This is a genomic window from Woronichinia naegeliana WA131 (genome assembly GCA_025370055.1).
GTDB lineage: Bacteria > Cyanobacteriota > Cyanobacteriia > Cyanobacteriales > Microcystaceae > Woronichinia > Woronichinia naegeliana.
Window position 1 is genome coordinate 7,573,523 of the sequence record CP073041.1, and the last position, 25,450, is coordinate 7,598,972.

Sequence of the window (25,450 nt, forward strand, 5' to 3'; positions counted from 1 at the left end):
CTGCCCAGTCTTAACTACAGCCGTTGTTTGATAAAAGTCACTAATTGGGAAATTTGTTTCTTGAGATTTTCCACTTCCCCTGACATTTTTGCCATCTGTTGTTTGAGAGCTTGAATTTCTGCCGCCATTTCCTGATTACTAGCCCCACTAGTGCTGGCTGAGGTTGAGACAGAAGCGGCCACGGCGACGGGTTTAGGATGTTTCTTCGCCTTAACCATCGCCTCTTTAATGGCCGCTACTAATTCTCGCTGTTCAAAAGGCTTTTCCACAAAGGAGAAATATTCAAAGGGTTCTGTCAGTTTTTCGAGGACTTCTTCTTTTCGTCCTGACATCAGCACCAAAGGAATACTTTTTAGTTCATATTCTTTTTGAATTTCTTGATAGACTTCCCAGCCACTCATTTTAGGCAAGAGGAGATCTAACATGATTAAATTCGGCTTCTCGCTACGGATCATGTTGTAGCCTTCGACTCCATCCCTAGCCTCTAAGATATCAAAGTTGCCCTGGGGGAGCATATCCCGAACCCGCATCCGAATAACCTTACTGTCGTCGATAACCAGAATTTTATGGGCTGACATGATAGACTCTCCTTCAAGCAATTCTCCAAAATTCTACACAGGGAGTGGGATAAAAACACTAGTCTCTGTGCCATAAGCAGTTTAGCGTTTTTTAGATTACGTCTGTGAGATGGCTGAGATTTTTTACGGTTAAATGGGGACAAGTCCGTTTGATTAAGCCGGCTAGAACCTTACCCGGCCCGACTTCCCAGACATTTTGAATATTTACCTGGGGCAGTGCTAACATAATTTCTCGCCAACGGACTGAGCCGGTCATTTGTTCACTGAGACGCTGTTTCAGGATCTGGGCATCGGTTTCCGGTGTGGGGTCAACATTGGAAAAGACGGGCATTTGGGCATCAGAGAAAAAGCTGGCTTGGAGAATATCTTCAAATTGTTGAGCGGCTTCTGCCATGAGGGGAGAATGAAAAGCACCAGAAACTTTGAGGGGAACAGTTCGTTTGGCTTTAACCTGGGCCAGGACGGAATCAACGGCAGTGGGAGTGCCAGAAATGACGGCCTGTTCTTTACTGTTATCGTTCGCCAGGACGACATCCGGTGTATTTTTGATGACTTGGGTTAGTTGCTCATGGTCAAATTTCATCAAGGCTGCCATTTTACCGCCCTGGGCTTCATTCATTAGTTGCGATCGCCGTTTGACCAATTCCAAGCCCGTCGCAAAATCAAATACACCTGCTGCGTAGAGAGCCGAATATTCACCTAAACTATGGCCGGCCACATAGTCTGGAATCTGGCCTTGTTGTTTTAATAAATCCGTCAAAATGCTTTCAATGACATAGAGACAGGGTTGAGTATAAACGGTCTGAGATAACTCCTCTTCATTGCTCTGACAGCGTTCCACCACAGACCATCCTAAAATTTGTTCTGCTTTGGCAAACTTCTCTTTGGCGATCGCGTTATCGATGAGATCGGTTCCCATACCGACCGCCTGGGAACCTTGTCCTGGAAATACCCATGCTATTGTCATTGAAGCTTAATATTTTTTATTAACAGCCTGGTAATTATACCAAGCAGTGATCCTCGAAAATTTCTTGCTGTAAAATTTTCGTTGATTACATCTGACGCGAGCTCGAAAGCCCTATCGTACCGTTTCACAGGATAATCTATCAACGAATTATTTACAGGTAGCAATCAATTGAATAAATAAGCTTTATGAGTGTATTTTCTCGGCGATAAGCTTTTTGGGCATGGCGATCGCGCTGTGGCCTATGGTTTCGGGAGAACTTGTAGCACGATGAATCCCTTATTCGTCAAGTAATACGCCCGTCCGCCGAAGCCCGGAGTGATCAGGTTGTTGAGTCCCATCGGTTCAAAGAAATCAGACTCCGCCAGAATTCGGCCGGTCGATGCCTCTCGCCAAGTCACTTGTTCCTGGTAATTTGGGTGTGACCTTTAGTTGATGAAGGAAAAGAAAAGTGTTAACATGGGATGAAAAGTGACAAAGAGGAAACAATGATGACAGCAAAACTAATTAATGTAGAGGGTTCAAAGATAAAAATAGAACTAACATTAGAACTCAGTCGTTCAATGTTGGATACAGAAATAAATATTCAAAAAGGCTTAAACGAAGTAGGTTGCATCGCCAGCAAAGAAGCCTTGAAATATTTAGATACAGATGGTTCACCCTTAAAAATCGGTGAAGAAATCTGGAAGAGTAAGGGAGAGCAACCGAAAGAATATCAAACACCTTATGGTGAGGTTATAGTGAATCGTCATGTATATCAGCGTTCACCTTTGAGGAAAAACGTATTGCCCCTTAGAAAGAGAAGCAAGGATAATCATAACATCAACGCCATTATTGGCAAAACAGGTATCCTCAAAAATGTCAGGGATGGCAGGCAAAGAGGTGAAAAATGATTTATTAGAAAATCATGGTAGAAAAGTAGCGCTATCCTATATCCAAAGATTGAGTGAAGCAGTAGGAAGTGTGGTACAGGCAAAAGAAGAAGCGTGGAGTTATGCCCCGCCCAAGGAGGATAGCCAAATTGCAACAGTGGGAATAGGATTAGATGGAACCTGTATGCTGATGTGTGAGGATGGCTACCGTGAAGCAATGGTGGGAACCGTTTCCCTATACGATAGTGAAGGCGAACGTCAACATACAATCTATCTAGGTGCGGCACCAGAGTATGGAAAAAAGAGTTTTCTAGAAAGATTAGAAAGAGAAATTGAGCGAGCGAAAAACCGTTATCCAGAGGCAACATTGGTCGGGATAGCAGACGAGGCAGAATCAAATTGGAAGTTTTTAGAAAAGCAAACGGAAGAACAGATATTAGATTTCTATCATGCCTCTGGTTACTTAGGTGCCTTGGCAGAAGCGTTGCATCCGAATACCGTGTCAAAACAAAAAGAATGGTTGACTGAAAATTGTCGAGAACTCAAGCATGAAAAAGGAAAAGCAGGAGAACTGCTAAATCTGATGAAAGAAGTCAAAGAAGAAAAAAGTCATTCTAAGAATCTTACCGAGAAACTACAAGCGGCGATTACTTATTACGAGAATCATCAGCATCAAATGGATTATGCTGAATACATAGAGAAAAAGTATCCGATTGGTTCAGGTGTTACGGAAGCAGCTTGTAAGACGTTGGTCAAACAACGATTATGTTGTTCAGGGATGCGATGGAAGGAAAAAGGAGCAGGAATTATTTTGAGCCTACGAGCTTTGGTATTGACCAAGGAACGATGGAGTCAATTTTGGGCAAAACTTGATCAATATGGGTTCCCTGTAGAACCCTGATTACAACAGCTTTTATCAACTAAAGGTCGCACCCGGTAATTTTGGGTAGCGAGCATCGGGAGTAACGACAGCCCTGGCACATTGCTCTTGAAGTTGGAAATGACCAAGACGCGCTTGTCCTTCGGGCCATAGAGAGGCTGGAATCCGCTAGTCGCATTATCCAGAACAAACTTGGTTTTCAACTCGCCAGTTGCCTGGTCGATCGTGATGCCCGCAACTTTCCCCCGCCCCATATCGGCCGAATAAATCATGCTGTTTTCTGGGTCGGTTTGGGGCTTCGGCGGGCAAAAACTTACCTCGCCATCCTTAAGTTGCCCGAAGGGAAATATCTTTTTCAACGTCGTCGGGTCTTTAGCGTTGACAGCGACGATGCTCGAAGCCGTCTTCTTGCTGAGTATGCCGTTGGTTTGAAAGACAATCCAGTCACCAAGAATGCTGGGTGCGGCCGGGGTAGTTTGCCCCTCCTCCAACACTGAGGGAATCCAGAACTTGTCTTGCGAGAGTTTCTTCGTCTTCGGGTTCCAAAAGTAACGGAAGGCTCCACTGTTCGCGCCGATGTAGATCGCGATCTTGCCCTTGAAGTTGGTGATGGTGTGGGGAACGACAGCCGGTTGCAGCAATTCAACGGCATCAATCACTTCGAGCGTATCGGGGTTGACCGCCAGCAACATCGAGTTGCCCCACTTCTTATACTCATTGGCACAAACGTTGAGTGCAAGAGTGCCTTGCTTGGTGCAGCCAGTAGACGGTATCCTGCAAGAATGGAGGATTTTGAACTCCCCGCCTCCTTGTTTTTTAAAAAACAAAGGAAATATTGCTAGAACGGACTCGGAAGTTTCCAGTAATTGATACCACAAGGAAGTTGATTATTGGAGGCGAAAACGGACAAAGGCAAGTCCCAGACCCTAGAACCAAGGAAGCGTAAGCCTCCATCGGTCAATCGGGGAGCGAATATAAAGCAGTTGACACTGTTTAACTTTGGTTAACTCCGTTTTCTGTGTGCCTCTAACGCATGAACTTTTTAATCTCTCTTGGGTTTAATTCCCCGCTGCTTGCAGCGAAAAAATTAAAGTTGCACTGGAAACCGTCGGTTTACGAGCAAAACATCTTCCATACCCCGCCCGCTTGCGGCGGGGAAATTTTGATTAGATCACAATCTCAAAGGTCATGCCCTAGTTTTCTTTGGTGCGATCGCCAGTCAAGGTTGGCTTGAGCTAGTTCGGATTCGTTTTTTGACCTTTGCAGAACTGGATTTGCCCACCGACAGTGACGATAGAATTGTTTGGCGACTAGCTCAAGAGAATCAGATGATTTTGTTGACAGCTAACCGCAGTATGAAGGGCAAAGATTCGCTAGAGCAAGTTATGCGTGAAGAAAGCATCTCTGTATTCCTACCTGTTGTCACAATTAGCAATGCTGATCGATTACTCAACGATTCTGAATATCGAGGTCGGTACGTTGAAAAGTTGATTGAAATTGTTCTCGATATTGATAGTTATCGAGGAGCAAGACGAATTTTTATTCCGTAGGGCGATCGCCACTTCCCCTTCACTCCCCAATAATCACCGTCTCCAATCTCATCCCCTCAAAAAGCGATCGCCTAAAAATCACGAGTCACAGGAATAGCGATCACATTTCATCAGAGAAAGCGATCGCGTTGCAAGGAAAGTCAAAATCTCAAAATTTGGTGTATTATAGCTTTATCTTGCTGATAACCCACTGGATGGAGAATAAGATCATGACAAATATTAAACCAGTCTCTACACAAAAATCATCCCTTAATCGTCAAAAGTCTTTAACCCTTAAGGGGTTTCCACAAAATACGCTACTAGAAGAAGTTCGTTGTGGTTATGGGCATTGTTCCTATAGTGGTTGTTATTGCAAAAATTATGAAGGCCCTCCTAGCTCCACTACCTGTCAAAATTCGGGATGTGGCCATAGTTATACTGATCATTGGAATAGCTAAGACCTATTTGAGCTTTATATGTAACTATTGTGGGGTAGGCATCCTGCCTGCCCAAATCTCTAAATTAGGTACGTTTTAGCTGATTGCCCTATTTTAACCTTACAAAATATTAAAAATCAAATGCAAATCACCAGAGACTATTGCGAAGGAATGATCGAAGGATTCGGTTACAATCCCCTTACAGGAAAGATTTACGATAAGTATGTTACTTTTGAACGAAAAGTTATTGCAGGTGCAAAAGAAGGCGCGATCGCGGATTTGTTATTCAAAAGGGTAACATCTACTGCTGAATTAAATACCGTTTTGAACCTAGATGCCAGCGCGAACTTGAATGCTTCTTGGTTTACGGGACAAGCTTCTCTCAAGGCGAAGGTTTCTCTGGAATCTAGCGAAAAAACGGAAGAATTTTCTACTTTTTCGGTGTTGTATGTCAAAGTCCGCGAAGCACCAATAATACTTGAAGAGGTTGATTTAAGTGACAGAATACTCAAATTTATCGACAAAAATGGACTAGATGAGTTTTATCGGCGGGCGGGTTATGAATATATCGCTGGGATTATTCCTGGTGGTGAGTTTATCAGTACGATTAAGATTATTTCTAGCAATAGGGAAACTAAGGTACTGGTATCGTGTGATCAAAGCTAGAAAAAGTTATGGTGTAAGAGTTTGAGAAAATAGAAAATAACTTACGACTGGACATATTCCCGTTTTTGTTATACTATTATTATTGTCATTATATTAAAGAAAGGGAAAACGGAAAGCAATGTCAACATTGAATAAAAGCTCAATTGACCTCCTAAGTGATATTGGCTTACCTCAAGAGAAAGAGGAAGCCTTATTTCAGAAAAACTGCCCTCATTGCTATAGTGAAAAAGTAAAAATACATTCTCATTACCAAACGAAAGGTAACGGGGAACGTAAAATGTTCATCTGTCAAGAATGTGGTTCTTGTTTTGCTGAGACTTATGGTAGCGTAATCGCTGGCTTAGAAACCCCATTAAGTGAAATTGTAAAAGTATTAAAAGCCAGAATGGAAGGAATAGGATTAAATGCAGCAGCCCGAGTATTCGGCTACGCAAAAACAACAATATTGAATTGGGAAAAGAAATTATCAGGATTACAAGAGACATTATTTTTATACGCCTTAGTGAATGAATTTGTTAAATTAGTAATAGAAGGGGATGAACTATACACAAAAGTTGGAAAAAATAAAGAAGCAAGTGCCTCTGAGGGGTGGACAATCGTGCTCATGGACAGGGCTAGCCGCTTTATTTGGCATTTAAAATGTGGTAAAAAAGAGCAGAAATTATTTCTAGAAGCAATGATGACGGTAGCGGAATTATTTGAAAGGAGTGCAGAATCTCTCCAGTTATTTACAGATGGAGAAAAGCGATATAGTCAACTGCTATTTAATATTTGTCACGAAGTATTAAGGACTGGGAAGCGAGGTCGTCCCACCAAAGTATTACCGAAGGGTATGGTGGTAAGATTAAAAAATAAGAGTAGTAAACGTCGAGATTCTGAGGGTAAACTAGAGAAAGTAGAAACTCCGAAAACTGAACATCCTGAGACAACAGAAAAACCAGAAGACAAGGATGTTCATGCCAACCACGTTGAGGCATTTAATAGTTCTCTACGACGCTATTTAGCCGCCTTTCGTCGTCGAACAAATACTTATGCTAAATCTGTTGTGGGATTACAGCGAGTGCTAGATATTTTCTGGATGGTTCATAACTTTGTTCGCAGCCATTTTACGACGAAAAAAGTTCCTGCGGTAGCTCTCGGTATAATTCAAAAAGGGTTAACTTGGGAGGACTTACTCCAAATTCGCCTGATTTGTTGAACCTCTTGTATTGCAACGTTTATAGCTTCTAGCTAGACGATACCAGTGCCGAAACTAAGGAAAAAGTTGATGCGGCCTTCAACGCGCAAATGTCTTTTAGTTCGGGAGTTCCTAGTAGTGGCTCGATTGAGGCTGGTCTTGAGCTAAAATCAACATTTTCCCAATTAGCAAAAAATAGCCAAGTGCAGATTGAAGCGCGGTGTTATCGTAAAGGCGGTGAGGGTTTGTTGGTGACAAATCCTGAAGATGCCCTTAATTATGCTCTCAATTTTCCTGCTTCGTTGCGACAGTCGCCCAGTATTTTGCAAGTGATTTGTAAGCCTTATCAAGATTTATTGTCTTTTCCAACGGCGGAGAAAGCGATTGATATGATGACTTTGCAACGGCAAAAACGGCCATTGCAAGACCTTTTTGATATATTTCAACAAAAAACCAAAACTCTTGCTCAAATTGACGATATTCTTTTGAATCCGATGCAGTTTCATGGAGTGGAAGAAAATGTTTTGAGGGAAGGGAAAAGACAGTTAAAAGAGCAATTAGATAAAATTGCTGAGAGTGCGACTAAATATGCTAACAATCCTCAAGACATTAGCGTTGATAGTAGCGATTTTCCGCCTATTTCTCTCGCTTTACCTACCCGCAGATTGGTAGAATTAAAGTCAGGTTTAGGAATAGATTATACTAAGCTATCGGATTTACTTTTTGCCAAGGAATGGCTTCAAGCAGACATAGAAACCACAGAATTAATGTTGAAATGTGCTAACAGGGAAAAAGAAGGTTGGTTAGATGTTGATAGCTGTCGCAATTTTCCCCAAGAGCAGTTACGCATTATTGACCAATTGTGGTTAAAATATTCTCAGAACAGATTTGGTTTTTCTGTAAACAAAAAAATCTGGGTTGACAATGGTGGTAAGCCTGATGGAAGCTTTAATTTAGAAATCTACCATAAACTAGCAGAAAAAATTGCTGAAAAGATACAGCGAGGATCAAAGTCTCCATGGCCATTAAGTTTCTTACTCGACGACGCACAAAAAGGGCATAGGCCTTCCGCGCCTTTTGTGCCTGTAGCCAAGCTTATGACTTTTATGTGAATAAAAAATATTTCTGCTTAAAGCTTTTAGTGCGAGCTTACTAAGTTTATTGGGTTTCATTACCTGCTAGGGGCGGGTTTGTAGAACAATTGCAGGGAAATAATAATATTATGTCCTTATATTTTTGGGGTGGAAAATTAAATAAAGTTATCAAACTGAGTTAAAATTATTATTTCTGCAAAGTTTTCCGTCAAATAAAATGAATGAAATCACTTTTTTCATTATCTCCATTACTATTAGATCAAAATGAAGAAAGCCCCATGAAAAGTTCTATCACAGTTGATCCAGATATTTGCAATGGCAAACCCATTATCGCTGGCACAAGAATTTCTGTACAAACCGTAATGGAGTTTTTGGCAGCAGGAGATTCCATTGAAGAAATTTTAGAAGAATATCCTTCCCTCTCCAGAGAAGATATTTATACCTGTCTCCAATTTGCTACAAAATTAATGGCAAATCATTATGAAATCCGAAAAGTCGTATGAATGGATTTTTATTTGATGAAAACCTGCCTTCTAAAATACAGTTTGCGTCATCATTACCGATTACTCATGTTTCAGCTTTAGGCAAAAGTCTCAGCGATACAGAAATTTGGCAATATGCTAAGGAAAAAAATCTAATAATTGTCACTAAAGATGTAGATTTCTCAGATAGACTAATGCTAGATTCCAACCCGCCTAAAGTCGTTCATCTCCGCTTTGTGAATATGTGAAAACGTGAATTTCATCAGTTTTTAGCTCATATTTGGCCACAGATTGAAGAATCTGACTTTTCCCGTTAAGTCTGAAAACGACGACAGAATAAGGGTTTCAAGCTCTTTGCTGTTGCCAACAAGCTAGACTTAATGATGATAGACAACGAGAGAATAGGGCTTTGAGATAGGGGAAAATTAGGTGATCGCTTAAATAAAAAGATAATGGGAAAAGTCAGATTGAAGAATTAATTGTCGATCACAAGTTAGTTAACGTTTATCTAGATCAAATTGAAGCATTTAGATAGTGCGATCAGTGTAAATAAGAAGTGCTTAGATTATTCGTTTTGAAGAAGATTATCCTCGTTTAACTACCGTATATCCTCTTGATTAATTATAGGAGATCAATCAACATGAGTCTAATTAAATTACATGATATTATCGCGGCACTGGTATCGTCTAGCTAGAAGCTACAAACGTTGCAATACGAGAGGTTCAAGAAATCAGGCGAATTTGGAGTAAGTCCTCCCAAGTTAACCCCTTTTCAATTATACCGAGAGCTACAGCAGGAACTTCTCTAGTCGTAAAATGGCTGCGAACAAAGTTATGAACCATCCAGAAAATATCTAGGACTCGCTGTAATCCCACAACAGATTTAGCATAAGTATTTGTACGACGACAAAAGGCGGCTAAATAGCGTCGGATAGCACTATTAAATGCCTCAACGTGGTTGGCATGGACGTCCTTTTCTTCTGGTTTTTCTGTTGTCTCTGGATGTTCTGGTTTCGGAGTTTCTACTTTCTTTAGTTTACCCTCAGAATCTCGACGTTTACTACTCTTATTTTTTAGTCTTACTACAAGACCCTTCGGTAATACTTTGGTGGGACGACCTCGCTTTCCAGTCCTTAATACTTCGTGACAAATATTAAATAGCAGTTGACTATATCGCTTTTCTCCATCTGTAAATAACTGGAGAGATTCTGCACTCCTTTCAAATAATTCCGCTACCGTCATCATTGCTTCTAGAAATAATTTCTGCTCTTTTTTACCACATTTTAAATGCCAAATAAAGCGGCTAGCCCTGTCCATGAGCACGATTGTCCACCCCTCAGAGGCACTTGCTTCTTTATTTTTTCCAACTTTTGTGTATAGTTCATCCCCTTCTATTACTAATTTAACAAATTCATTCACTAAGGCGTATAAAAATAATGTCTCTTGTAATCCTGATAATTTCTTTTCCCAATTCAATATTGTTGTTTTCGCGTAGCCGAATGCTCGGGCTGCTGCATTTAATCCTATTCCTTCCATTCTGGCTTTTAATACTTTTACAATTTCACTTAATGGGGTTTCTACGCCAGCGATTACGCTACCATAAGTCTCAGCAAAACAAGAACTACATTCTTGACAAATGAACATTTTACGTTCCCCGTTACCTTTCGTTTGATAATGAGAATGTATTTTTACGTTTTCACTATAGCAATGAGGACAGTTTTTCTTGAATAAGGCATCCTCTTTCTCTTGGCACAAGCCAACATCATTCAGGATTTTCATAGAGCTTTTCTTTAATATTGACATTGTTTTCTGTTTCCTTCTTCTTTGATATAATGACAATAATAATATAATAAAAACGGGCCGATGTCTAGTCTTAAACTATTTTTCTATTTTCTCAAAGCCTTACACCATAACTTTTTCCAACTTTGATCAGACGATACCAGTTCCATTATCGCTCTTTCTGAAAATATTAAAACCACCCAATTTATGACAGAAAAAGAAATAATTTTACCTAGAGGTCAAATGGGGACAGTGGTAGAAGAATATAATAATGGAGAAGCTTTTGAAGTGGAATTTTGCGATCATAATGGTCAAACTTATGCGTTAGTTTCCCTAGAGTCGGAAAAATTAATATTGCTTTATCCTGATACTTCTAATCTTATTTTAGTTTACTAAATTATCAGCGAATTAAGCGAAATTCTCAAAAGGATCGCCGTCTTCCTGTTAATTAAACTAAAAGTGCGATCATTTTTGCTTTTGGAAGTGCGATCGTGTTGTGAAGTGGCGATCGCACTTCATCAAAGAAAGTAATCGTATTAACCGACAAGGAGGTTATCATAGGGTTGTGTTCGTTAACCCAAATTACAGGATCGGCGATCGCGCGACTCATTTTAATTTGAGGGGAGCACTTCGTCAAACCAATCTACAGTGCGATTATTTGCTTTACAATTTTTACTAATCCCTTTCCAACAATGACTCGAAATCCCCGTGAACTTTATTTTAAGTCACCATGCCGAAGAAAAAATTATTCAACGCCAAATCTCTTTAAAAATATTGCAGGAAATCATCAACAATCCTGAGCAAATTTTAGAAGAAGATGGACTCAAAGTTTATCCTGACTTTTCCCGTTAAGTCCAAAATCCAGCAATGCAAACTTCTAGAGGCTTTATCTGGCAAGGGTTTGAGTAATGATTCTCTTGACAGGAAAAAAATATTCTGAAGCCATCATCCCGCTTATCGTTCAAATTTCAAAAACAAAGGATGAAGGGAGTATGAGACTGTAAAATGGAGAAAATCTTAAAGGGCAGGTCAAAAAATGTTGGAATGGTGGACAAAAAACTTTGCCAGTTGTGAATTGGGAGACGAGAGGCTAAACAATCGTGCCTTCTCGATTGGGAAAAAGTTAAGTGAGGGGTTTGGAAAAGCCTTATCAGAAGTGTTTAAGGGAGGAAACGAGTTAAAGAGGGCCTATGAATTTTTGGGAATCCGAAAACAGACTTTGTCAAGATAATAGAGCCGCACTGTGAAATGACAACTGCCGCCGTAGAAGAATATAAGATAATGCTATCAGTCGGAGATACGACCTTCTTAGATTATCGCAATATCAAGGAAAAAAGGGAAGGGTATGGGCCGACTGGAAAAGGAGGGAATGGATTAATACTGCATAGTGCTTTAGCAATTGAGCCAGAAAAAGGACAAGTATTAGGTTTATTATGGCAAAAACTGTGGAATAGGGAGGTAAAAGAAAAGCCCCCAACAGATGAAACGGCGAAGCAGAAAAAAGAAAGACAGAAAGAACAAAGAAAAGCAGCTCGTCAAAGACCATTTGAGGAAAAAGAATCCTACAAATGGGTAGAGGCTCTAAACACCTGTGAGAAACAGGTAGAAAGTTCAACGAGGGTAATTCATGTATTTGACAGAGAAGGAGATGTTTCAGAAGTCTTTGACTCAGTGCGTCAACTCAAGCATACAGGAGTGCTGGTCAGAGCGTCTCATAATCGTAGTTTAGACAAAAATAGTGAACGACTTTGGCAACATTTGGAATCAGAACCGATTCGTTTTCATCAAGAAATCGAGATTCCGAGTACAGGAAAAAGAAAAGCACGGAAGGTTAAGCTTGCCGTCCGATTTTGCTCAGTTAATCTACGAACTCCCTATCGTTTTGATAATCGTGACCCGTTGAATGTCTATGCTGTTTATGCGACAGAAATCGATTGTCCCGAAGGCGAAACTCCTTTATCTTGGATGCTTCTGACTACAGAAGTTGTTGAGACTATTGAGATGGCTGTCACTATTCTTCGTTGGTACACCTACCGATGGCGGGTTGAAGAATTTCATAAAGTCCTTAAGTCTGGTTGTCAGAGTGAGCGTTATCGACTTGCCTCTGATGGAATGAAAACTCTTTTGGGTTTTTTAAGTGTCATTGCTGTTGAACTTTTACACGTTACTTATCTTCATCGTACCCAGCCCGATGCTCTCGCGATTGAAATTCTTAATCCTCTTCAACTTCAGGTGTTAAAAGCAGCCGCCTCTCAAAAACTTCCCCCTATTTTGACTGTTGCTTGGGCTGTCGAGTCTGTTGCTTTTCTTGGTGGTTATCTTGAACATCGTCGTAAAACTCCTCTCGGTATCCAAGTCCTTTGGCGCGGTTGGTTGAAGTTGCATGACCTTTGCCAAGGCTGGCAGCTTGCAATCCGCACTTAACGGGAAAAGTCAGGTCAACTGACAGTTTTCGGTGGAGGTGCTATTAAAGTGCGATCTCCGCCTTAACTCTCAGTGAACAGCGATCGCCAATTGTCTTAGGGCAATACGAAGATCGTTGTCATTTCTGTAGGATCGATTAAGAAACGCAACGAATCGTCAAGCTAATCTACAAAAAACAGCGATCATACTATCCCTCTAAGCATTTTTACTTATTCTCTTTTGCACGAACGATAAGTTACTATTACAAGCAACTTTGGCTAGTTGAGATAAATTCCATGCACTTACAACGGGTTCAAGTTCCCGATTTTCGGGTTTTAAAGGATATTGATATTAGCTTTGAGAAGGAGTTTTCTCCTCGTATTTTTCCCCTGGGTAGTTTGAATGGTGGGGGAAAAAGCACCTTATTGCAATTAATTTTTATCTTGTTGCATTGCTCAGCTGATCCTCAGAAGTACCACTTTATCCGAAATTTATTAGAAGATTTCACAATTCCTAAAGGCACTGATCAAAGAACGTTGGCTAAGTTTGAGATTGCGAATAGAGGGGGGATTATTGGACTCGAATATTTGGTATTTTTAGGAAGTTCTTTTTCTGCTTTATATAGCACCATTGAAAACAAGACCTTTTTGATCTCTGAATCAATAGGGAAAGAACAAAGTTTTGCAAGTAAGCCTAAATATATTCTTGACTATAACAACTATATTCTTGCTTATAGAATTATACAGGCTTATCTTACAACAGTTAATGAAGCCCAAGATCAATCTACAAATATAGATTTTGATAAAAGTGATATATTTCTAGATAATTTATCCAAAAAAGTATTTTTAGCTTCACCTTCCACTCAGATTTTTCTTTTTCTTTCTAAAAAATATCGTAAATCACGATTTAAAAGCAATAAAACGTTAGAAAATCAGGAAGAATCTTCAAAAAAACAGGATAGGGGGTGGGAATGGGACGATGCGAAAAATCAACTAACCAATTTTTTCCCCTATGACTTTGTTTCGGTAGATATTCTTATTCAATCCTTTAAACAAGCAAGAGATAAAGATTTTGAGGAAGCAATCGAAACAGGAGGTCACTATGGTAAACATTATCAAAACTTACTCAATGATTTTAATAAATTTTTAAAAGATAAACAAATCAATCTAGACAAAGATTTATCAGGAGTTAATTTTAAAGCAGAAAGGAATGGTGAAACCATAGAACTTTATCCCGAAGATTTGAGTCATGGCGAACTCAAAAGACTCAGTTTATATGTTTGGCTCAAATATAGTAATATTGAAAATGCAATTATTCTGTTTGATGAAATTGAAATTGCACTTCATCCTGACTGGCAATATCAAATTATTCGAGACTTGGAAGAATGGGGGCCAACTAATCAATATATTTTAGCGACCCATTCCTACGAACTTTGCCAAGCTTTAACCCCTGCTCATGTTAAAGAAATTGAACCCAAACTTTTGAATAACGTTAATCATTCGTAATGAGTTTTGATGCCCAACAACTTGAAGAACATTGTCAAACGATCCTCCAATCCCGTCGCATTAAAAATAAAATTGTCATCCTGTGTGAAGGTAGTTTTGCCCCCATTAAAGGTCGGCGATCGCCTCAATCCTATGGACGAATGGAAGATTTTCCAGACGCAAACTTTTATAAAGCCTGTGTTCCGCAAAAACACAATCAATATTTACCTGAATTCTTTAATTGCGGCGATCGCTCAACCTGACTTTTCCCGTTAAGTGCGGATTGCAAGCTGCCAGCCTTGGCAAAGGTCATGCAACTTCAACCAACCGCGCCAAAGGACTTGGATACCGAGAGGAGTTTTACGACGATGTTCAAGATAACCACCAAGAAAAGCAACAGACTCGACAGCCCAAGCAACAGTCAAAATAGGGGGAAGTTTTTGAGAGGCGGCTGCTTTTAACACCTGAAGTTGAAGAGGATTAAGAATTTCAATCGCGAGAGCATCGGGCTGGGTACGATGAAGATAAGTAACGTGTAAAAGTTCAACAGCAATGACACTTAAAAAACCCAAAAGAGTTTTCATTCCATCAGAGGCAAGTCGATAACGCTCACTCTGACAACCAGACTTAAGGACTTTATGAAATTCTTCAACCCGCCATCGGTAGGTGTACCAACGAAGAATAGTGACAGCCATCTCAATAGTCTCAACAACTTCTGTAGTCAGAAGCATCCAAGATAAAGGAGTTTCGCCTTCGGGACAATCGATTTCTGTCGCATAAACAGCATAGACATTCAACGGGTCACGATTATCAAAACGATAGGGAGTTCGTAGATTAACTGAGCAAAATCGGACGGCAAGCTTAACCTTCCGTGCTTTTCTTTTTCCTGTACTCGGAATCTCGATTTCTTGATGAAAACGAATCGGTTCTGATTCCAAATGTTGCCAAAGTCGTTCACTATTTTTGTCTAAACTACGATTATGAGACGCTCTGACCAGCACTCCTGTATGCTTGAGTTGACGCACTGAGTCAAAGACTTCTGAAACATCTCCTTCTCTGTCAAATACATGAATTACCCTCGTTGAACTTTCTACCTGTTTCTCACAGGTGTTTAGAGCCTCTACCCATTTGTAGGATTCTTTTTCCTCAAATGGTCTTTGACGAGCTGCTTTTCTTTGTTCTTTCTGTCTTTCTTTTTTCTGCTTCGCCGTTTCATCTGTTGGGGGCTTTTCTTTTACCTCCCTATTCCACAGTTTTTGCCATAATAAACCTAATACTTGTCCTTTTTCTGGCTCAATTGCTAAAGCACTATGCAGTATTAATCCATTCCCTCCTTTTCCAGTCGGCCCATACCCTTCCCTTTTTTCCTTGATATTGCGATAATCTAAGAAGGTCGTATCTCCGACTGATAGCATTATCTTATATTCTTCTACGGCGGCAGTTGTCATTTCACAGTGCGGCTCTATTATCTTGACAAAGTCTGTTTTCGGATTCCCAAAAATTCATAGGCCCTCTTTAACTCGTTTCCTCCCTTAAACACTTCTGATAAGGCTTTTCCAAACCCCTCACTTAACTTTTTCCCAATCGAGAAGGCACGATTGTTTAGCCTCTCGTCTCCCAATTCACAACTGGCAAAGTTTTTTGTCCACCATTCCAACATTTTTTGACCTGCCCTTTAAGATTTTCTCCATTTTACAGTCTCATACTCCCTTCATCCTTTGTTTTTGAAATTTGAACGATAAGCGGGATGATGGCTTCAGAATATTTTTTTCCTGTCAAGAGAATCATTACTCAAACCCTTGCCAGATAAAGCCTCTAGAAGTTTGCATTGCTGGATTTTGGACTTAACGGGAAAAGTCAGAAAGTTTATCAAGGTACGTTTGTCGCCATTAACAACAAAACTTATCTTCTAAGAATTTATATTAATGACTTAGTTGAGCCTCAAAAAATTGTTACACTATATGTAGCCAGTAAACTTATAAAATATAGGCGGTTATCAAATGAAAGCTAAATATGATGCTGAAGTTGACGTTTTAACAATCACTTGGAATAACACACCTGTAGAAGAAAGCGAGGCAATCAGTCCGGGGGTTATTCTTGACTACGATCAAGCAGGTAATGTAATAGGGATTGAAATTCTTAATGCTTCTCGGAAAATCGAGAATTTTTCCCCTAATTTGCAGGTAGCTATTTCTTCTCGATAAAGATGATCGCCTTTATCTTATTGATTAAATGTTAAAAATGCGATCGCTTGGGATAGAAAGGCAGAGGGCGATCTTTTTTTTGGATGATGAGTGGCGATCGTTTTTGTAGGGCGATCGCAGTAAATCAACCGTTAACCAAAAGGGGTTATTATTTGTTAAAGCCGGGCTGTGTTTCTTAAGCTAACCTACAAGATCAGCGATCGCGCTACTTATCACCAAAATACTGAACAATGACTCAATCACTGTTACAAGTTGTTAAACAACAGATTGATCGCCTGAGTTGGGATGAGCGTTTAGAATTAATCGCTTATATTACCCAAAAAGGACAGAGTAATTCTGCATTTTCAGCAGAAGAAAAAGCGATCCAACGGCTTGGAGATTTGGATGATCCAAGTCAATGGATTACGACCATTCAAGCAGGAGAAGAAATTAATGAACAAGAATTAAAAGAATGGTTAAAGCAAAGAGGCTATGAAGACTAAATATCTGATTCAAATACACAAACTAATTAGTATTGAAGATTTTCCTCTTCTACCGTCAGAGATTAAAGCCGACTTCAAACAATACCAGCAAATTTTATCCTTAAACCCTTATGAAACTCATAGAATTCCTAGTCATAATTTATTGGGAAAATTGGTGAATTGCCGAGCTTTAGAAATTACTCAAAATCAAATTGTTTATCGGCTAGTGTATCGTGTTTATGAAGTGCCTTCGCCAAAACGTGTTTTAATTTTAAGCTTTGCTGAACACGATCTTGCTTATGTCAAAGCAAAAGAGCGAAAATAAATAGTGATCGCTATTCCCCCCTATCCCAGTAGGGCTGATTCATTCTAACAAATCTCAATCAATCAAATCCTTATCTGGCAAGGTTTTAAGGCGATTTCTCAGAATAAATATCTGAAAATTTTTAAAAATACCTTACTTTGCTTACCCCATAAGCGATTGAAGAGAGACAAAAAAGGAATCAAACCAGAGAATGAATCAGCCCTACCCTATCCCAGCAAGCGATCACCTTTATCTTATTGATTTAATTTTAAAAGTGCTATTGCTTGGGATGGGAAAGCAGAGGGCGATCGCTGATATCTTAAAACTACTTATTTTTTGAGATTTGTTGTACAATGAGTAAATGAAAATTTTAGGGGTAATCAAAATGTTAAGTGTTAATACTATTAATGAAAATATTGCTCAATTTTCTTTACCTTCATTACAAGAAATTGCTAAACTTTCTCTATCAGAAAGACATAGATTTTTACGTCCTCTTATTCAAGAAATAGCTGAGGATGTCAATAAGGATCCTGAACTAGATTTATTTTCAGAAATAGAGGGGGAAGGATTAGATAACAATGACGATTAATCCAAAACGCGGCGAGATCTGGCAAGTTAACCTTGAGCCAACCATCGGACAGGAAATTAGAAAAAAACGTCCTGTTATTGTTATTAGTTCAGATTTGTATAGTCCGATTGCTTTAAGAATTGTGATTCCATTAACAACTTGGCAGAATAAATTTGTTAATCGTCCTTTTATGGTCAGAATTGTGCAAGATAAAATCAATGGTTTAGCTCAAGATTCTGCGGGGAATGTTTTACAAATTCGTAGTCTATCAACGCAACGATTTATTGATAAAATTGGAATTGTTTCCAATCAAGTCATGGGAGAGTTATTGGCAGGTTTAATCATTAGTGTTGATTATTCGATAGATAATTAAATAGTGCGATCGCCACCCTTCTGTTGATTAAATTTTAAAACCGCGATCGCGGCTTGGGATAGGAAAACAGAGGGCGATCGCTGTATAATAAAGAATATACGATTTAAATACCTTAACCGATGAAACTCAAAGTCATTGTTCACACAGAAGAAACGGGTTATTGGGCTGAAGTTCCTGCTATTCCTGGTTGTGCTACCCAAGGCAATACTTTTGAAGAACTCTTACAAAACTTATATGAAGCGGTTGAAGGTTGTTTGTTAGTAGATACGGAACAGCTACAGCTTGATGAATCTTCCCAAATTTTAGAAATCGCCGTATGAAATCTGTTTCAGGAAAGGAGTTTACAAAAATATTAGAACAAAATGGTTGGCAACTACTACGCATTAATGGTAGCCATCATATCTACAGGAAATCAAATAATCCAGCCCGAATTTCCGTACCAATTCATGGCAATCAAGCCCTAAAACCTGGACTATTAAGACATTTTATAAAAGTTGCTAATCTTAATGATAATGATTTGTAATTATTGGCAGGGATCACTTGCGAGATCGCCATTATCTTGTTGATTAAACTTTAAAATTGCGATCGCTTTTCTTGTCGTCAGTTCTAACTCATGCTGATTTTGATATAATAGTCGTAATCGCTTGACATCTTAGGAAAAAAATAATGATTAGAGCCATTAAACAGAAAGGAACTGTTGGTAGAGAAGGAAAAATAGAACTTCATTCTACGGAACTAGAAGAAGGAACAGATGTGGATATTATTATTTTAGTATCTGAGCCTGAACCCGACACAACCGAATATCTTCTTTCAACAGAAGCCAATCAGCGTGAATTATCTGAAGCTATTGACAGAATAGAAAATAAAGAAAACTTAGTGACAATTACAGCAAAAGAATGGCATGAAAAATATAGTATTTGATCCGAAAGCTTTTAAACAATTCAATGAATGGGCTATAGAAGACAAAAAACTCTATAAAAAAATCGTTGATTTAATTGGCGAAATATTACGTCATCCCTTCTCTGGAATCGGTAAACCCAAACCCTTAAAACATCAACTAAAGGGTTATTGGTCAAGACGCATTAATGATGAACATCGCCTAGTTTATAAGATTACAGAAATAGAAGTTATTTATCTTCTGTTAGACTAGGAAGACATTTTCAGACCTCAAATACTAAAGTCCTTCCATAGCAAGACTTTTGAGCTATTAAGTTAGGAGGAAACACATATTTTATTTTATCCTCAGAAATAACGACAGAATCCTTGTTGAGCAAGGGTTGTAGGATTTGAGATTTAAAATCATTTCCTAAAGTAATACAAGAGAGTTATAGCGGTTTTTACCTTAGTGAGGTATAAAAATAGCTCTCAAAGCCTTGCTGTATAAGCATTCTTATGATTTCATCTTTGCTTAAAACGCTATAATATTCAACATCGTTTAGTTTATCAAGTTTTTCCCGAAAAGAAAATTAATCAAAATTTCCCCGCAGGGGAAACGCATCTAAATTCTGGACTCCTTATCTGATAAGACTTTCAGCGTTTCATAAAAAATCAATCATGATCTCGGAAACCCTTATCCAGCCTACCTTTCAAAATTAAAATTATAGAAGTTACGCATTGACAAAAGCTTTTACTTGTGCACAAGCAAGCTTTAGTAGCCTAAGCTACATTTCCATTTGGGTTTCAGCGACATTTATCGTCATTAGACCTGTTCCAAGACATTGTGCTGGACGGCTCAAACGCCTTTATTTCGTCCATCCACATTCGTGACAATTCCACAATGCGTAACTCCTAAATTATACGGATGTGGAGTCATTATAAATAAAAATCAATAATCTCATTATAGCGTTTTTCATTTTGGTGAGGTATCAACAAGCCTTGCTAAGAAAGAGTTTAAGCCCCTTATTCGTACCTCATTTGAATGAAAATTGCTATATTTTTATCTATTGTCTAAACGGCGATCGCCCTCCTTGGGATGTTATCCCTCAGCAAATCCCTGATCCTGTAATCCAAGGGAGAAAAAGCGATCAGCTCTATAACGGGGAAAATTTAACTGAAAAAATTGATTATGACGACAACAAGCAACGAGCAAGAATACCTAGACGGGGAAGACTATCTGTCAGCCCAAAAAGACGTTTACGCTCATTCTTCCCCTGCAAAAAATAGACAAATGGAAATCATTAATAGGGAAAATGTGGTAATTTTAAATGATGCGGAGTTTATGCCCCAGGTTTGGTAGGTTTAGCTTTTCCTCGAAATCTTAAACGGTCTAATCGCAAAGGTCACTAACGCAAATAAGCTAAGGTCACACCGGCTCCCCCCTCCTCTTGAGAAGCGAGTTCAAAGCGTTCTACCTGGGGATGGCGACTTAAAAAGGCTTGAACGCCCTGCCGTAATTTTCCTGTGCCTTTGCCGTGAATAATCCACAGGACTGCCGCATTGTTAGCTCGATTAATGGCAACTTCTAGCTTCGATTCCGCCTCATCAACGCGATCGCCGCGAATATCTAGGGTATTTTGACTGGTTCTGACGGTGACATTCGGCTTAACTTCACTCACTACAGGAGAACTTTTTACGGGTTGAACAGTGGCTTTAGGCAGGGGCAGATCAACTTTTTTCCCGTCCAGGGATTCGATTTCTGTAACCGCGATCGCCATTTTCATCAAGCCAAATTTAACGGTAACTTCTCCATCGGCAATCTTGATCACCTCTGCGGTTTGATTGAGACTGGGAATTTTGACCCGTTCCCCCACCTGAGGTAAATAGCTGGCCGTTTGAATCTCGGTTTTCGCCCGTTCTTTTTCTGCAATTTGATTAAGGGCCGCCGTTGCGAGTTGTGCCTTTTGAGCGGTTGGTTTCCCTTTTTGCAATTGTCGAATTACCTGAGCAATTTCAGCCTTTGCGTCGGCGATCGCTTTTTGCACTTCCTGTTCCTGATAAAGTTTTAAATCCCGTTCCCTGGCCTGTAACGAAGAGGCTTTTTGAGATACTTCACTATAAAATGCTTCCGTTTGCTGCAATAATTTTTGAGCCGCTTTGGCCTTGGATTCCTGTTGTCGCCGTTCCGATTCTAGACCGGCAATGACTTGATTAATATCCTCAGAAAACCCGCCAATTTTGGTCTTGGCTGCCTCAATAATATCCTTAGATAAACCGAGACGCTGGGCAATGGTTAAAGCATTAGAACGCCCTGGAATTCCCCACAATAATCGATAGGTGGGCGACAGGGTTTGATCATCGAATTCCACTGAGGCATTTTCAAAGCGTTGATCTTGATATTTGAGTGCTTTTAATTCGCCATAATGGGTTGTTGCTAAGGTTAATTGGGCCTGATCTGCTAGATAGGTTAAAAGGGCGATCGCTAAAGCACTACCTTCAACAGGGTCAGTTCCCGCTCCTACCTCATCCAAGAGGACTAGGGAGTTGGAGGACTGGGGGGATGAGGGGACGGGGGAAGATGGGGAGGTGGAGGGAGGAAGGGCTTCAATAATGCGAATAATACGGCGAATATGGCCCGAAAAAGTTGATAAACTTTGGGTTAAGGATTGCTCATCGCCAATATCAGCTAATACCTGATCAAACCAGGGAATTTCCACTGGATCTTTAGCCGGAATAAAGAGTCCAACTTTAGCCATTAAAGCCGCTAATCCCAAGGTTTTTAGGGTAACTGTTTTGCCGCCTGTATTTGGCCCGGTAATGGCTACTACTCGAATTTTGGGATCAATTTGGACAGTAATGGGAATGACCGCTTGCCCCTGTTCTTGTTTTTGTTGCCAAACGAGAAGGGGATGACGGAGTTGTTTTAAGGTAATCGTTTGTCCTGCTGAAAAGTTGATCAAGCGAGGGGGATTTCCTCCTAACCAGAGGCTATAACGTAAGCGAGCGGTGGCCAAATCTAAACGGGTGGCAACGGCTAAAACCTGTTCTAAATCATCAAGAACTTCGGCAATTTTGCTGGTTAATTGTCGCAGAATAATCTCTTCTTCGTTTTGTTCTTGTCGTCGAGTTTGACGCAATTTATTGCCCAATTCAACGATCTCAGTTGGCTCGATATAGAGGGTTGCGCCACTGCTAGAACTGTCGTGAATAATACCGGCAATTTGTTCTCGATGACTGGCTTTAATGGGAATAACAAAGCGATCGCCCCGTTGGGTAATCACGGCTTCCTGAACGGCTGTTCCCTGACGTTGCAAGATATTTTGGAGTTTTTGATAAATGCGATCGCGGATTTCCTTAAGTCGTTGTCGAATGTCTGCCAATTTAGGACTGGCCCGATCCGTTACTTTGCCCGCATCATCCAGGCAATAGTGAATTTCCTGCTCTAATTCAGGATAGGTACGGATATCTGCCACCAATGCGGTTAAAACGGGCAAGTTTTCCTGTAATTCAATGATCCGCCGTAAGCGTCTGACTCCGGCCAAGGTGGTGGCAATCTGCAATAAGTCCAGACCGCTTAATAAACCACCTAATTCTGTTCTGGCGAAAGCTTCGGTAAGATCATGAATCCCTGTAAATTTCCAACCCGCATTTAAGGTGCGCTCTAGCTGTTCAATTTCCTGGGTTTGGGCGAGCAAGGTTTGGCTCTCTTCCATCTGAGTGGGTGGGATCAGGTTTTGGGCGGCGATCGCACCTAATTTTGTCTCTGTGAAGGTAGAGAGATGTTGACAAAGGCGTTGCCATTCGAGGAGAGCGAGGGTTTCCGTTTGAATCAAGGTTTTATCAGGGTTGAAAGAACTAATGGTTAATAGATTTAAAGTCAGGCTAGGATGATCTTTTAGTAATCAAGGAGCGATTTATAATTTCTACAATATTAGTTAGATTGAGAGTCTCAAGTTCTTTTTGAATTTTTGGAATTGCATTTTCTGAAGCTTGCTCATCATTACCAGAATAAGCTAATTGAATTTTCTTATGTTCGGAACTAGTAAATAATGTTATCCAATCTTTGTTATTCGGCAATAGGTAATCTATGTAACTGTTTTGTCTATCTTTCGACAGGAAAAAATTCTGAGAATAATAGTCATCTTGTTTGCGTTGATCTAAGGCACGTTTAGCTAATAATTCTTCGATCAGAAAACTACCTGATTCAGTTATTTTTTGATTAACATATTGATTTTTACTAATCAAATCAGCTTGCGTATTTATCTTTGAGATATAACTATAAAGTTCTGCCCTGTGACTATACTGAACAGGCAAGATAATAAAACCTGTTTTAGCTTCTTTATTAATATCAAAAAATGGAATAGTTGAGTTGTAGGGAGTTAATAAAATTCCTTGCAGATGAAATTTCAGCTTACTTGAACAATATTTTTTAATTGACCGTTTAAGAATATCTCTAAAAGTTGTAATTTGTTCAATCCCCCGTTCAGTAGAATTTTTATTGATGCCTTTCATTTCGATAATAGTCAATAACAGTAAATCATCCTGTATAAACAGCGATAAATAATCAGGTCTTTTAAGTTTTTGATTGGTAATGAGAGGGTCTGGATTGCGATCAATTTCAAATAAAAGGCAAACGGATTTTTCTTGAGCCTTGGTTATACGAAAACTAACACCACTTTCTGGGGGCGCAATTCGATCAGGGACAGTACAGAAAATCAGCAAATTCTCTAGCAAATTAAAGTTTTGCCAGTCGAGTTTATCTTTTTTTTCAACAATGGGTAAATTGGAAAAATCAGGCTTCTGTGTCTTTGCTTTTTTGTCCCGCTTCATAAATTGTAAAAAACTTTTGTTGAACATCAACGGACACATCACTCAGTGTATCCCAACGAATGCCATAATCAGGATCATGGAGAGAAATTAATTTGTTATTTTTCATTTCATAGGCACTAACCTGTTCCATTTTGAGGAAGGCTTGAGAATCTTGCAGATAAAGAGATTGGGCTTGAGCTTCCAGAATGTCTTGATCTTGATGATTTCCATTAACAATATTATTGAGATGGGCCATTAAGTAGGGACTATGGGTGGTTAATAAAACTCTAACACCTAAATTAACAAGGATTGCTAAAGCCTCTAATAATTTTACCTGGGATTCAGGATGTAAATTCATTTCAGGTTCATCAATAACCAAAAAATCCCCTGCTTTGGCTCGATAGCGCAGATAAAGTAAGAGAGGAGCCAATTGTTTAATTGAAGATGAGGCATTATAAAGGTCAATTTCTAAACCTCTTTTAACTGAAACTTTAATTTCCCTTCCTCCAAACTTAGTTTTCTTAAATTTAGTTTTATTATTATTTTGAATATGCTCCTCAATTTGATCGGCTAATTCTTGAAATTTATTTTTGCTACTAGAATCAGGAACGGGTTTATTTTCTAGTTCTATTTCCGTCAAAAAGTCTAAAAAATCTTCTACTGGCTGTGGATAGAAAAGATTTTCTTGCTGACCAAATAAATCAAGTTGTCTGAATTTTGTTGATTCTAAATCATTATCCACATCAATGTTAATAAAATCACCTGAACCTCTTTGCACTCTCTTAAAAAATCGTTCTCCTTTAAAAAATCTGTAACGTGTATTTTCAATAAATTTATAAGTATTAATCAGGGCATTTCTCTCGGCTGGGAAAGGGAAAGCTATTGAGAAAATTTCTCTTAAAATCAAAACGCAAACAATAGTTATTAAACTGGCACTAATCTCTTTGATTAAATCCTCATTCTCTATATTATTTTGCATTGCCTCAACAACAAAGTAGTTATTTTCAAGTTTAACTTGATACCCATTTTTTCTAAATGCCACTTTTATAATTTCTTGCCTTTGTAAAATACAAATTGCATCTAAAATTTCATTGTCAGAAACTTCCAGTTGAAGTCCTGTTCGCTCGAAAATTTTATGGCTAGAATCTTGAAAAAAAGCCTCTAGTTTAAAGCCATCAAACTGCTGTGAAATTAATTTGACGCTTGTTGAAAAAAAATCAATAAAAGATGAATCTACTTTAATTCTAAGCCCCTGTTGTGCTGTATCCTCAATCTCTAATTGACTTAGTTCTAATGTTTTTATCATGTTACTGGCAATATGCTTCCATAAGCCATAAATAGAGTAAGCAATATAAGTTTTATTAGAATTATTTGGGCCAATAATAACGGTCAGAGGTCGCAAATCTAACTCTGCTTCCTTAATACTTCCCAAATTCCAGAACTTGATTTTCATAGCAAAACTTATACCTGGACACAAAACACCATTTTAACCGATCCGCGATCGCCTTGAC

At 39.2% G+C, this 25,450-nt stretch carries 31 protein-coding genes and 1 pseudogene; 23 read left to right on the forward strand and 9 right to left on the reverse strand.

The features are described from left to right. Positions 1-14: 14 nt before the first annotated feature. Positions 15-578 (reverse strand): response regulator, encoded by a 564-nt coding sequence (locus KA717_38625; protein ID UXE61228.1) that lies wholly within the window; start codon positions 576-578, stop codon positions 15-17. A 91-nt stretch (positions 579-669) separates the two neighbouring features. After that, complete coding sequence (gene fabD / locus KA717_38630) at positions 670-1,545, reverse strand: ACP S-malonyltransferase (protein UXE61229.1); 876 nt, start codon at positions 1,543-1,545, stop codon at positions 670-672. A gap of 488 nt (positions 1,546-2,033) precedes the next feature. Here fabD and KA717_38635 point away from each other — a divergent pair. Continuing rightward, positions 2,034-3,315 (forward strand): annotated as a pseudogene (locus KA717_38635) (ISKra4 family transposase). Here KA717_38635 and KA717_38640 read toward each other — a convergent pair. Further along, positions 3,288-4,172: a hypothetical protein gene (locus KA717_38640; GenBank protein ID UXE61230.1), complete on the reverse strand. Its 885-nt coding sequence runs from the start codon at positions 4,170-4,172 to the stop codon at positions 3,288-3,290. The pseudogene KA717_38635 and the gene KA717_38640 overlap by 28 nt on opposite strands. Positions 4,173-4,547: 375 nt before the next feature. Between KA717_38640 and KA717_38645 the strand changes: the two genes are divergently transcribed. The 6 genes from KA717_38645 (at position 4,548) to KA717_38670 (ending at position 8,927) form a co-directional block, all read left to right on the forward strand. Then, positions 4,548-4,844, forward strand: coding sequence for an ACP S-malonyltransferase (locus KA717_38645; GenBank protein UXE61231.1), 297 nt, complete (start codon positions 4,548-4,550; stop codon positions 4,842-4,844). A gap of 557 nt (positions 4,845-5,401) precedes the next feature. Beyond that, entirely contained in the window at positions 5,402-5,926 is a 525-nt protein-coding gene (locus tag KA717_38650; GenBank protein ID UXE61232.1) for a hypothetical protein, read from the forward strand. A gap of 118 nt (positions 5,927-6,044) precedes the next feature. Continuing rightward, complete coding sequence (locus tag KA717_38655) at positions 6,045-7,124, forward strand: IS1 family transposase (GenBank protein UXE61233.1); 1,080 nt, start codon at positions 6,045-6,047, stop codon at positions 7,122-7,124. 89 nt (positions 7,125-7,213) lie between these two features. Then, positions 7,214-8,215 (forward strand): GUN4 domain-containing protein, encoded by a 1,002-nt coding sequence (locus tag KA717_38660; protein ID UXE61234.1) that lies wholly within the window; start codon positions 7,214-7,216, stop codon positions 8,213-8,215. Positions 8,216-8,475: 260 nt separating this feature from the next. Beyond that, positions 8,476-8,700, forward strand: a complete 225-nt coding sequence (locus KA717_38665; protein UXE61235.1) for a DUF433 domain-containing protein — start codon at positions 8,476-8,478, stop codon at positions 8,698-8,700. Further along, a complete protein-coding gene (locus KA717_38670; GenBank protein UXE61236.1) occupies positions 8,697-8,927 on the forward strand; it encodes a DUF5615 family PIN-like protein in 231 nt (76 codons plus the stop codon). The genes KA717_38665 and KA717_38670 overlap by 4 nt, the downstream gene beginning before the upstream one ends. Before the next feature lie 474 nt (positions 8,928-9,401). Here the strand turns inward: KA717_38670 and KA717_38675 are convergent, their stop codons facing one another. Next, a complete protein-coding gene (locus tag KA717_38675; protein ID UXE61237.1) occupies positions 9,402-10,481 on the reverse strand; it encodes an IS1 family transposase in 1,080 nt (359 codons plus the stop codon). A gap of 183 nt (positions 10,482-10,664) precedes the next feature. Here KA717_38675 and KA717_38680 point away from each other — a divergent pair, with 183 nt between their 5' ends. The 6 genes from KA717_38680 to KA717_38705 all read left to right on the forward strand — a co-directional run bounded on the left by KA717_38680 (position 10,665) and on the right by KA717_38705 (position 14,607). Continuing rightward, positions 10,665-10,853: a DUF4926 domain-containing protein gene (locus tag KA717_38680; GenBank protein UXE61238.1), complete on the forward strand. Its 189-nt coding sequence runs from the start codon at positions 10,665-10,667 to the stop codon at positions 10,851-10,853. Between the two features lie 312 nt (positions 10,854-11,165). After that, the gene (locus tag KA717_38685; GenBank protein UXE61239.1) at positions 11,166-11,309 is read left to right on the forward strand and encodes a hypothetical protein; all 144 of its coding nucleotides are present in this window, start codon (positions 11,166-11,168) and stop codon (positions 11,307-11,309) included. Between the two features lie 184 nt (positions 11,310-11,493). After that, positions 11,494-11,688, forward strand: a complete 195-nt coding sequence (locus tag KA717_38690) for a transposase (GenBank protein ID UXE61240.1) — start codon at positions 11,494-11,496, stop codon at positions 11,686-11,688. A 17-nt stretch (positions 11,689-11,705) separates the two neighbouring features. Then, positions 11,706-12,881, forward strand: coding sequence for an IS4 family transposase (locus KA717_38695; protein ID UXE61241.1), 1,176 nt, complete (start codon positions 11,706-11,708; stop codon positions 12,879-12,881). A gap of 275 nt (positions 12,882-13,156) precedes the next feature. Next, positions 13,157-14,365, forward strand: a complete 1,209-nt coding sequence (locus KA717_38700) for an ATP-binding protein (GenBank protein UXE61242.1) — start codon at positions 13,157-13,159, stop codon at positions 14,363-14,365. Further along, positions 14,365-14,607, forward strand: a complete 243-nt coding sequence (locus tag KA717_38705) for a hypothetical protein (protein UXE61243.1) — start codon at positions 14,365-14,367, stop codon at positions 14,605-14,607. Before KA717_38700 ends, KA717_38705 begins: the two co-directional genes overlap by 1 nt. 9 nt (positions 14,608-14,616) lie before the next feature. Here KA717_38705 and KA717_38710 read toward each other — a convergent pair whose 3' ends face one another. Both KA717_38710 and KA717_38715 read right to left on the reverse strand, forming a co-directional pair. Continuing rightward, positions 14,617-15,792 carry an IS4 family transposase gene (locus KA717_38710; protein UXE61244.1) on the reverse strand — a complete coding sequence of 392 codons (1,176 nt, stop codon included), beginning with the start codon at positions 15,790-15,792 and terminating at the stop codon, positions 14,617-14,619. Positions 15,793-15,809: 17 nt separating this feature from the next. Further along, positions 15,810-16,004, reverse strand: a complete 195-nt coding sequence (locus tag KA717_38715; GenBank protein UXE61245.1) for a transposase — start codon at positions 16,002-16,004, stop codon at positions 15,810-15,812. A 340-nt stretch (positions 16,005-16,344) separates the two neighbouring features. On the opposite strand from KA717_38715, the gene KA717_38720 reads away from it, so the two are divergent. The 10 genes from KA717_38720 to KA717_38765 all read left to right on the forward strand — a co-directional run bounded on the left by KA717_38720 (position 16,345) and on the right by KA717_38765 (position 20,490). Then, positions 16,345-16,548: a DUF2283 domain-containing protein gene (locus tag KA717_38720; GenBank protein UXE61246.1), complete on the forward strand. Its 204-nt coding sequence runs from the start codon at positions 16,345-16,347 to the stop codon at positions 16,546-16,548. Between the two features lie 230 nt (positions 16,549-16,778). Then, positions 16,779-17,030: a hypothetical protein gene (locus KA717_38725; protein ID UXE61247.1), complete on the forward strand. Its 252-nt coding sequence runs from the start codon at positions 16,779-16,781 to the stop codon at positions 17,028-17,030. Further along, positions 17,020-17,334, forward strand: a complete 315-nt coding sequence (locus KA717_38730; protein UXE61248.1) for a hypothetical protein — start codon at positions 17,020-17,022, stop codon at positions 17,332-17,334. Before KA717_38725 ends, KA717_38730 begins: the two co-directional genes overlap by 11 nt. 364 nt (positions 17,335-17,698) lie before the next feature. Next, positions 17,699-17,902, forward strand: a complete 204-nt coding sequence (locus KA717_38735; GenBank protein ID UXE61249.1) for a hypothetical protein — start codon at positions 17,699-17,701, stop codon at positions 17,900-17,902. Then, positions 17,892-18,254: a type II toxin-antitoxin system PemK/MazF family toxin gene (locus KA717_38740; protein UXE61250.1), complete on the forward strand. Its 363-nt coding sequence runs from the start codon at positions 17,892-17,894 to the stop codon at positions 18,252-18,254. Before KA717_38735 ends, KA717_38740 begins: the two co-directional genes overlap by 11 nt. Positions 18,255-18,373: 119 nt before the next feature. Next, positions 18,374-18,574: a type II toxin-antitoxin system HicB family antitoxin gene (locus KA717_38745; GenBank protein UXE61251.1), complete on the forward strand. Its 201-nt coding sequence runs from the start codon at positions 18,374-18,376 to the stop codon at positions 18,572-18,574. Then, positions 18,571-18,777, forward strand: a complete 207-nt coding sequence (locus KA717_38750; GenBank protein ID UXE61252.1) for a type II toxin-antitoxin system HicA family toxin — start codon at positions 18,571-18,573, stop codon at positions 18,775-18,777. Before KA717_38745 ends, KA717_38750 begins: the two co-directional genes overlap by 4 nt. A 143-nt stretch (positions 18,778-18,920) precedes the next feature. Continuing rightward, positions 18,921-19,175, forward strand: coding sequence for a hypothetical protein (locus KA717_38755; GenBank protein UXE61253.1), 255 nt, complete (start codon positions 18,921-18,923; stop codon positions 19,173-19,175). Beyond that, complete coding sequence (locus KA717_38760) at positions 19,156-19,404, forward strand: Txe/YoeB family addiction module toxin (GenBank protein UXE61254.1); 249 nt, start codon at positions 19,156-19,158, stop codon at positions 19,402-19,404. Before KA717_38755 ends, KA717_38760 begins: the two co-directional genes overlap by 20 nt. 915 nt (positions 19,405-20,319) lie before the next feature. Beyond that, the gene (locus KA717_38765; GenBank protein ID UXE61255.1) at positions 20,320-20,490 is read left to right on the forward strand and encodes a hypothetical protein; all 171 of its coding nucleotides are present in this window, start codon (positions 20,320-20,322) and stop codon (positions 20,488-20,490) included. A gap of 46 nt (positions 20,491-20,536) precedes the next feature. On the opposite strand, the gene KA717_38770 is transcribed toward KA717_38765, so the two are convergent. The 3 genes from KA717_38770 to KA717_38780 are packed head-to-tail and all read right to left on the reverse strand — an operon-like array spanning position 20,537 to position 25,392. Then, on the reverse strand, positions 20,537-22,963 hold the full coding sequence (locus KA717_38770; GenBank protein UXE61256.1) for an endonuclease MutS2: 2,427 nt from the start codon (positions 22,961-22,963) through the stop codon (positions 20,537-20,539). Between the two features lie 49 nt (positions 22,964-23,012). Then, positions 23,013-23,960, reverse strand: a complete 948-nt coding sequence (locus KA717_38775; GenBank protein UXE61257.1) for a hypothetical protein — start codon at positions 23,958-23,960, stop codon at positions 23,013-23,015. Then, positions 23,923-25,392, reverse strand: coding sequence for an ATP-binding protein (locus KA717_38780; GenBank protein ID UXE61258.1), 1,470 nt, complete (start codon positions 25,390-25,392; stop codon positions 23,923-23,925). Before KA717_38780 ends, KA717_38775 begins: the two co-directional genes overlap by 38 nt. Positions 25,393-25,450 lie beyond the last annotated feature (58 nt).

Bases quoted from the DNA above. Each gene is read 5' to 3' on its own strand.
- KA717_38625 (UXE61228.1), bottom strand. From the start codon at position 578: ATGTCAGCCCATAAAATTCTGGTTATCGACGACAGTAAGGTTATTCGG.
- fabD (UXE61229.1), bottom strand. From the start codon at position 1,545: ATGACAATAGCATGGGTATTTCCAGGACAAGGTTCCCAGGCGGTCGGT.
- KA717_38650 (UXE61232.1), top strand. From the start codon at position 5,402: ATGCAAATCACCAGAGACTATTGCGAAGGAATGATCGAAGGATTCGGT.
- KA717_38655 (UXE61233.1), top strand. From the start codon at position 6,045: ATGTCAACATTGAATAAAAGCTCAATTGACCTCCTAAGTGATATTGGC.
- KA717_38660 (UXE61234.1), top strand. From the start codon at position 7,214: ATGTCTTTTAGTTCGGGAGTTCCTAGTAGTGGCTCGATTGAGGCTGGT.
- KA717_38665 (UXE61235.1), top strand. From the start codon at position 8,476: ATGAAAAGTTCTATCACAGTTGATCCAGATATTTGCAATGGCAAACCC.
- KA717_38670 (UXE61236.1), top strand. From the start codon at position 8,697: ATGAATGGATTTTTATTTGATGAAAACCTGCCTTCTAAAATACAGTTT.
- KA717_38675 (UXE61237.1), bottom strand. From the start codon at position 10,481: ATGTCAATATTAAAGAAAAGCTCTATGAAAATCCTGAATGATGTTGGC.
- KA717_38680 (UXE61238.1), top strand. From the start codon at position 10,665: ATGACAGAAAAAGAAATAATTTTACCTAGAGGTCAAATGGGGACAGTG.
- KA717_38690 (UXE61240.1), top strand. From the start codon at position 11,494: ATGTTGGAATGGTGGACAAAAAACTTTGCCAGTTGTGAATTGGGAGAC.
- KA717_38695 (UXE61241.1), top strand. From the start codon at position 11,706: ATGACAACTGCCGCCGTAGAAGAATATAAGATAATGCTATCAGTCGGA.
- KA717_38700 (UXE61242.1), top strand. From the start codon at position 13,157: ATGCACTTACAACGGGTTCAAGTTCCCGATTTTCGGGTTTTAAAGGAT.
- KA717_38705 (UXE61243.1), top strand. From the start codon at position 14,365: ATGAGTTTTGATGCCCAACAACTTGAAGAACATTGTCAAACGATCCTC.
- KA717_38710 (UXE61244.1), bottom strand. From the start codon at position 15,792: ATGACAACTGCCGCCGTAGAAGAATATAAGATAATGCTATCAGTCGGA.
- KA717_38715 (UXE61245.1), bottom strand. From the start codon at position 16,004: ATGTTGGAATGGTGGACAAAAAACTTTGCCAGTTGTGAATTGGGAGAC.
- KA717_38720 (UXE61246.1), top strand. From the start codon at position 16,345: ATGAAAGCTAAATATGATGCTGAAGTTGACGTTTTAACAATCACTTGG.
- KA717_38725 (UXE61247.1), top strand. From the start codon at position 16,779: ATGACTCAATCACTGTTACAAGTTGTTAAACAACAGATTGATCGCCTG.
- KA717_38730 (UXE61248.1), top strand. From the start codon at position 17,020: ATGAAGACTAAATATCTGATTCAAATACACAAACTAATTAGTATTGAA.
- KA717_38735 (UXE61249.1), top strand. From the start codon at position 17,699: ATGTTAAGTGTTAATACTATTAATGAAAATATTGCTCAATTTTCTTTA.
- KA717_38740 (UXE61250.1), top strand. From the start codon at position 17,892: ATGACGATTAATCCAAAACGCGGCGAGATCTGGCAAGTTAACCTTGAG.
- KA717_38745 (UXE61251.1), top strand. From the start codon at position 18,374: ATGAAACTCAAAGTCATTGTTCACACAGAAGAAACGGGTTATTGGGCT.
- KA717_38750 (UXE61252.1), top strand. From the start codon at position 18,571: ATGAAATCTGTTTCAGGAAAGGAGTTTACAAAAATATTAGAACAAAAT.
- KA717_38755 (UXE61253.1), top strand. From the start codon at position 18,921: ATGATTAGAGCCATTAAACAGAAAGGAACTGTTGGTAGAGAAGGAAAA.
- KA717_38760 (UXE61254.1), top strand. From the start codon at position 19,156: ATGAAAAATATAGTATTTGATCCGAAAGCTTTTAAACAATTCAATGAA.
- KA717_38765 (UXE61255.1), top strand. From the start codon at position 20,320: ATGACGACAACAAGCAACGAGCAAGAATACCTAGACGGGGAAGACTAT.
- KA717_38775 (UXE61257.1), bottom strand. From the start codon at position 23,960: ATGAAGCGGGACAAAAAAGCAAAGACACAGAAGCCTGATTTTTCCAAT.
- KA717_38780 (UXE61258.1), bottom strand. From the start codon at position 25,392: ATGAAAATCAAGTTCTGGAATTTGGGAAGTATTAAGGAAGCAGAGTTA.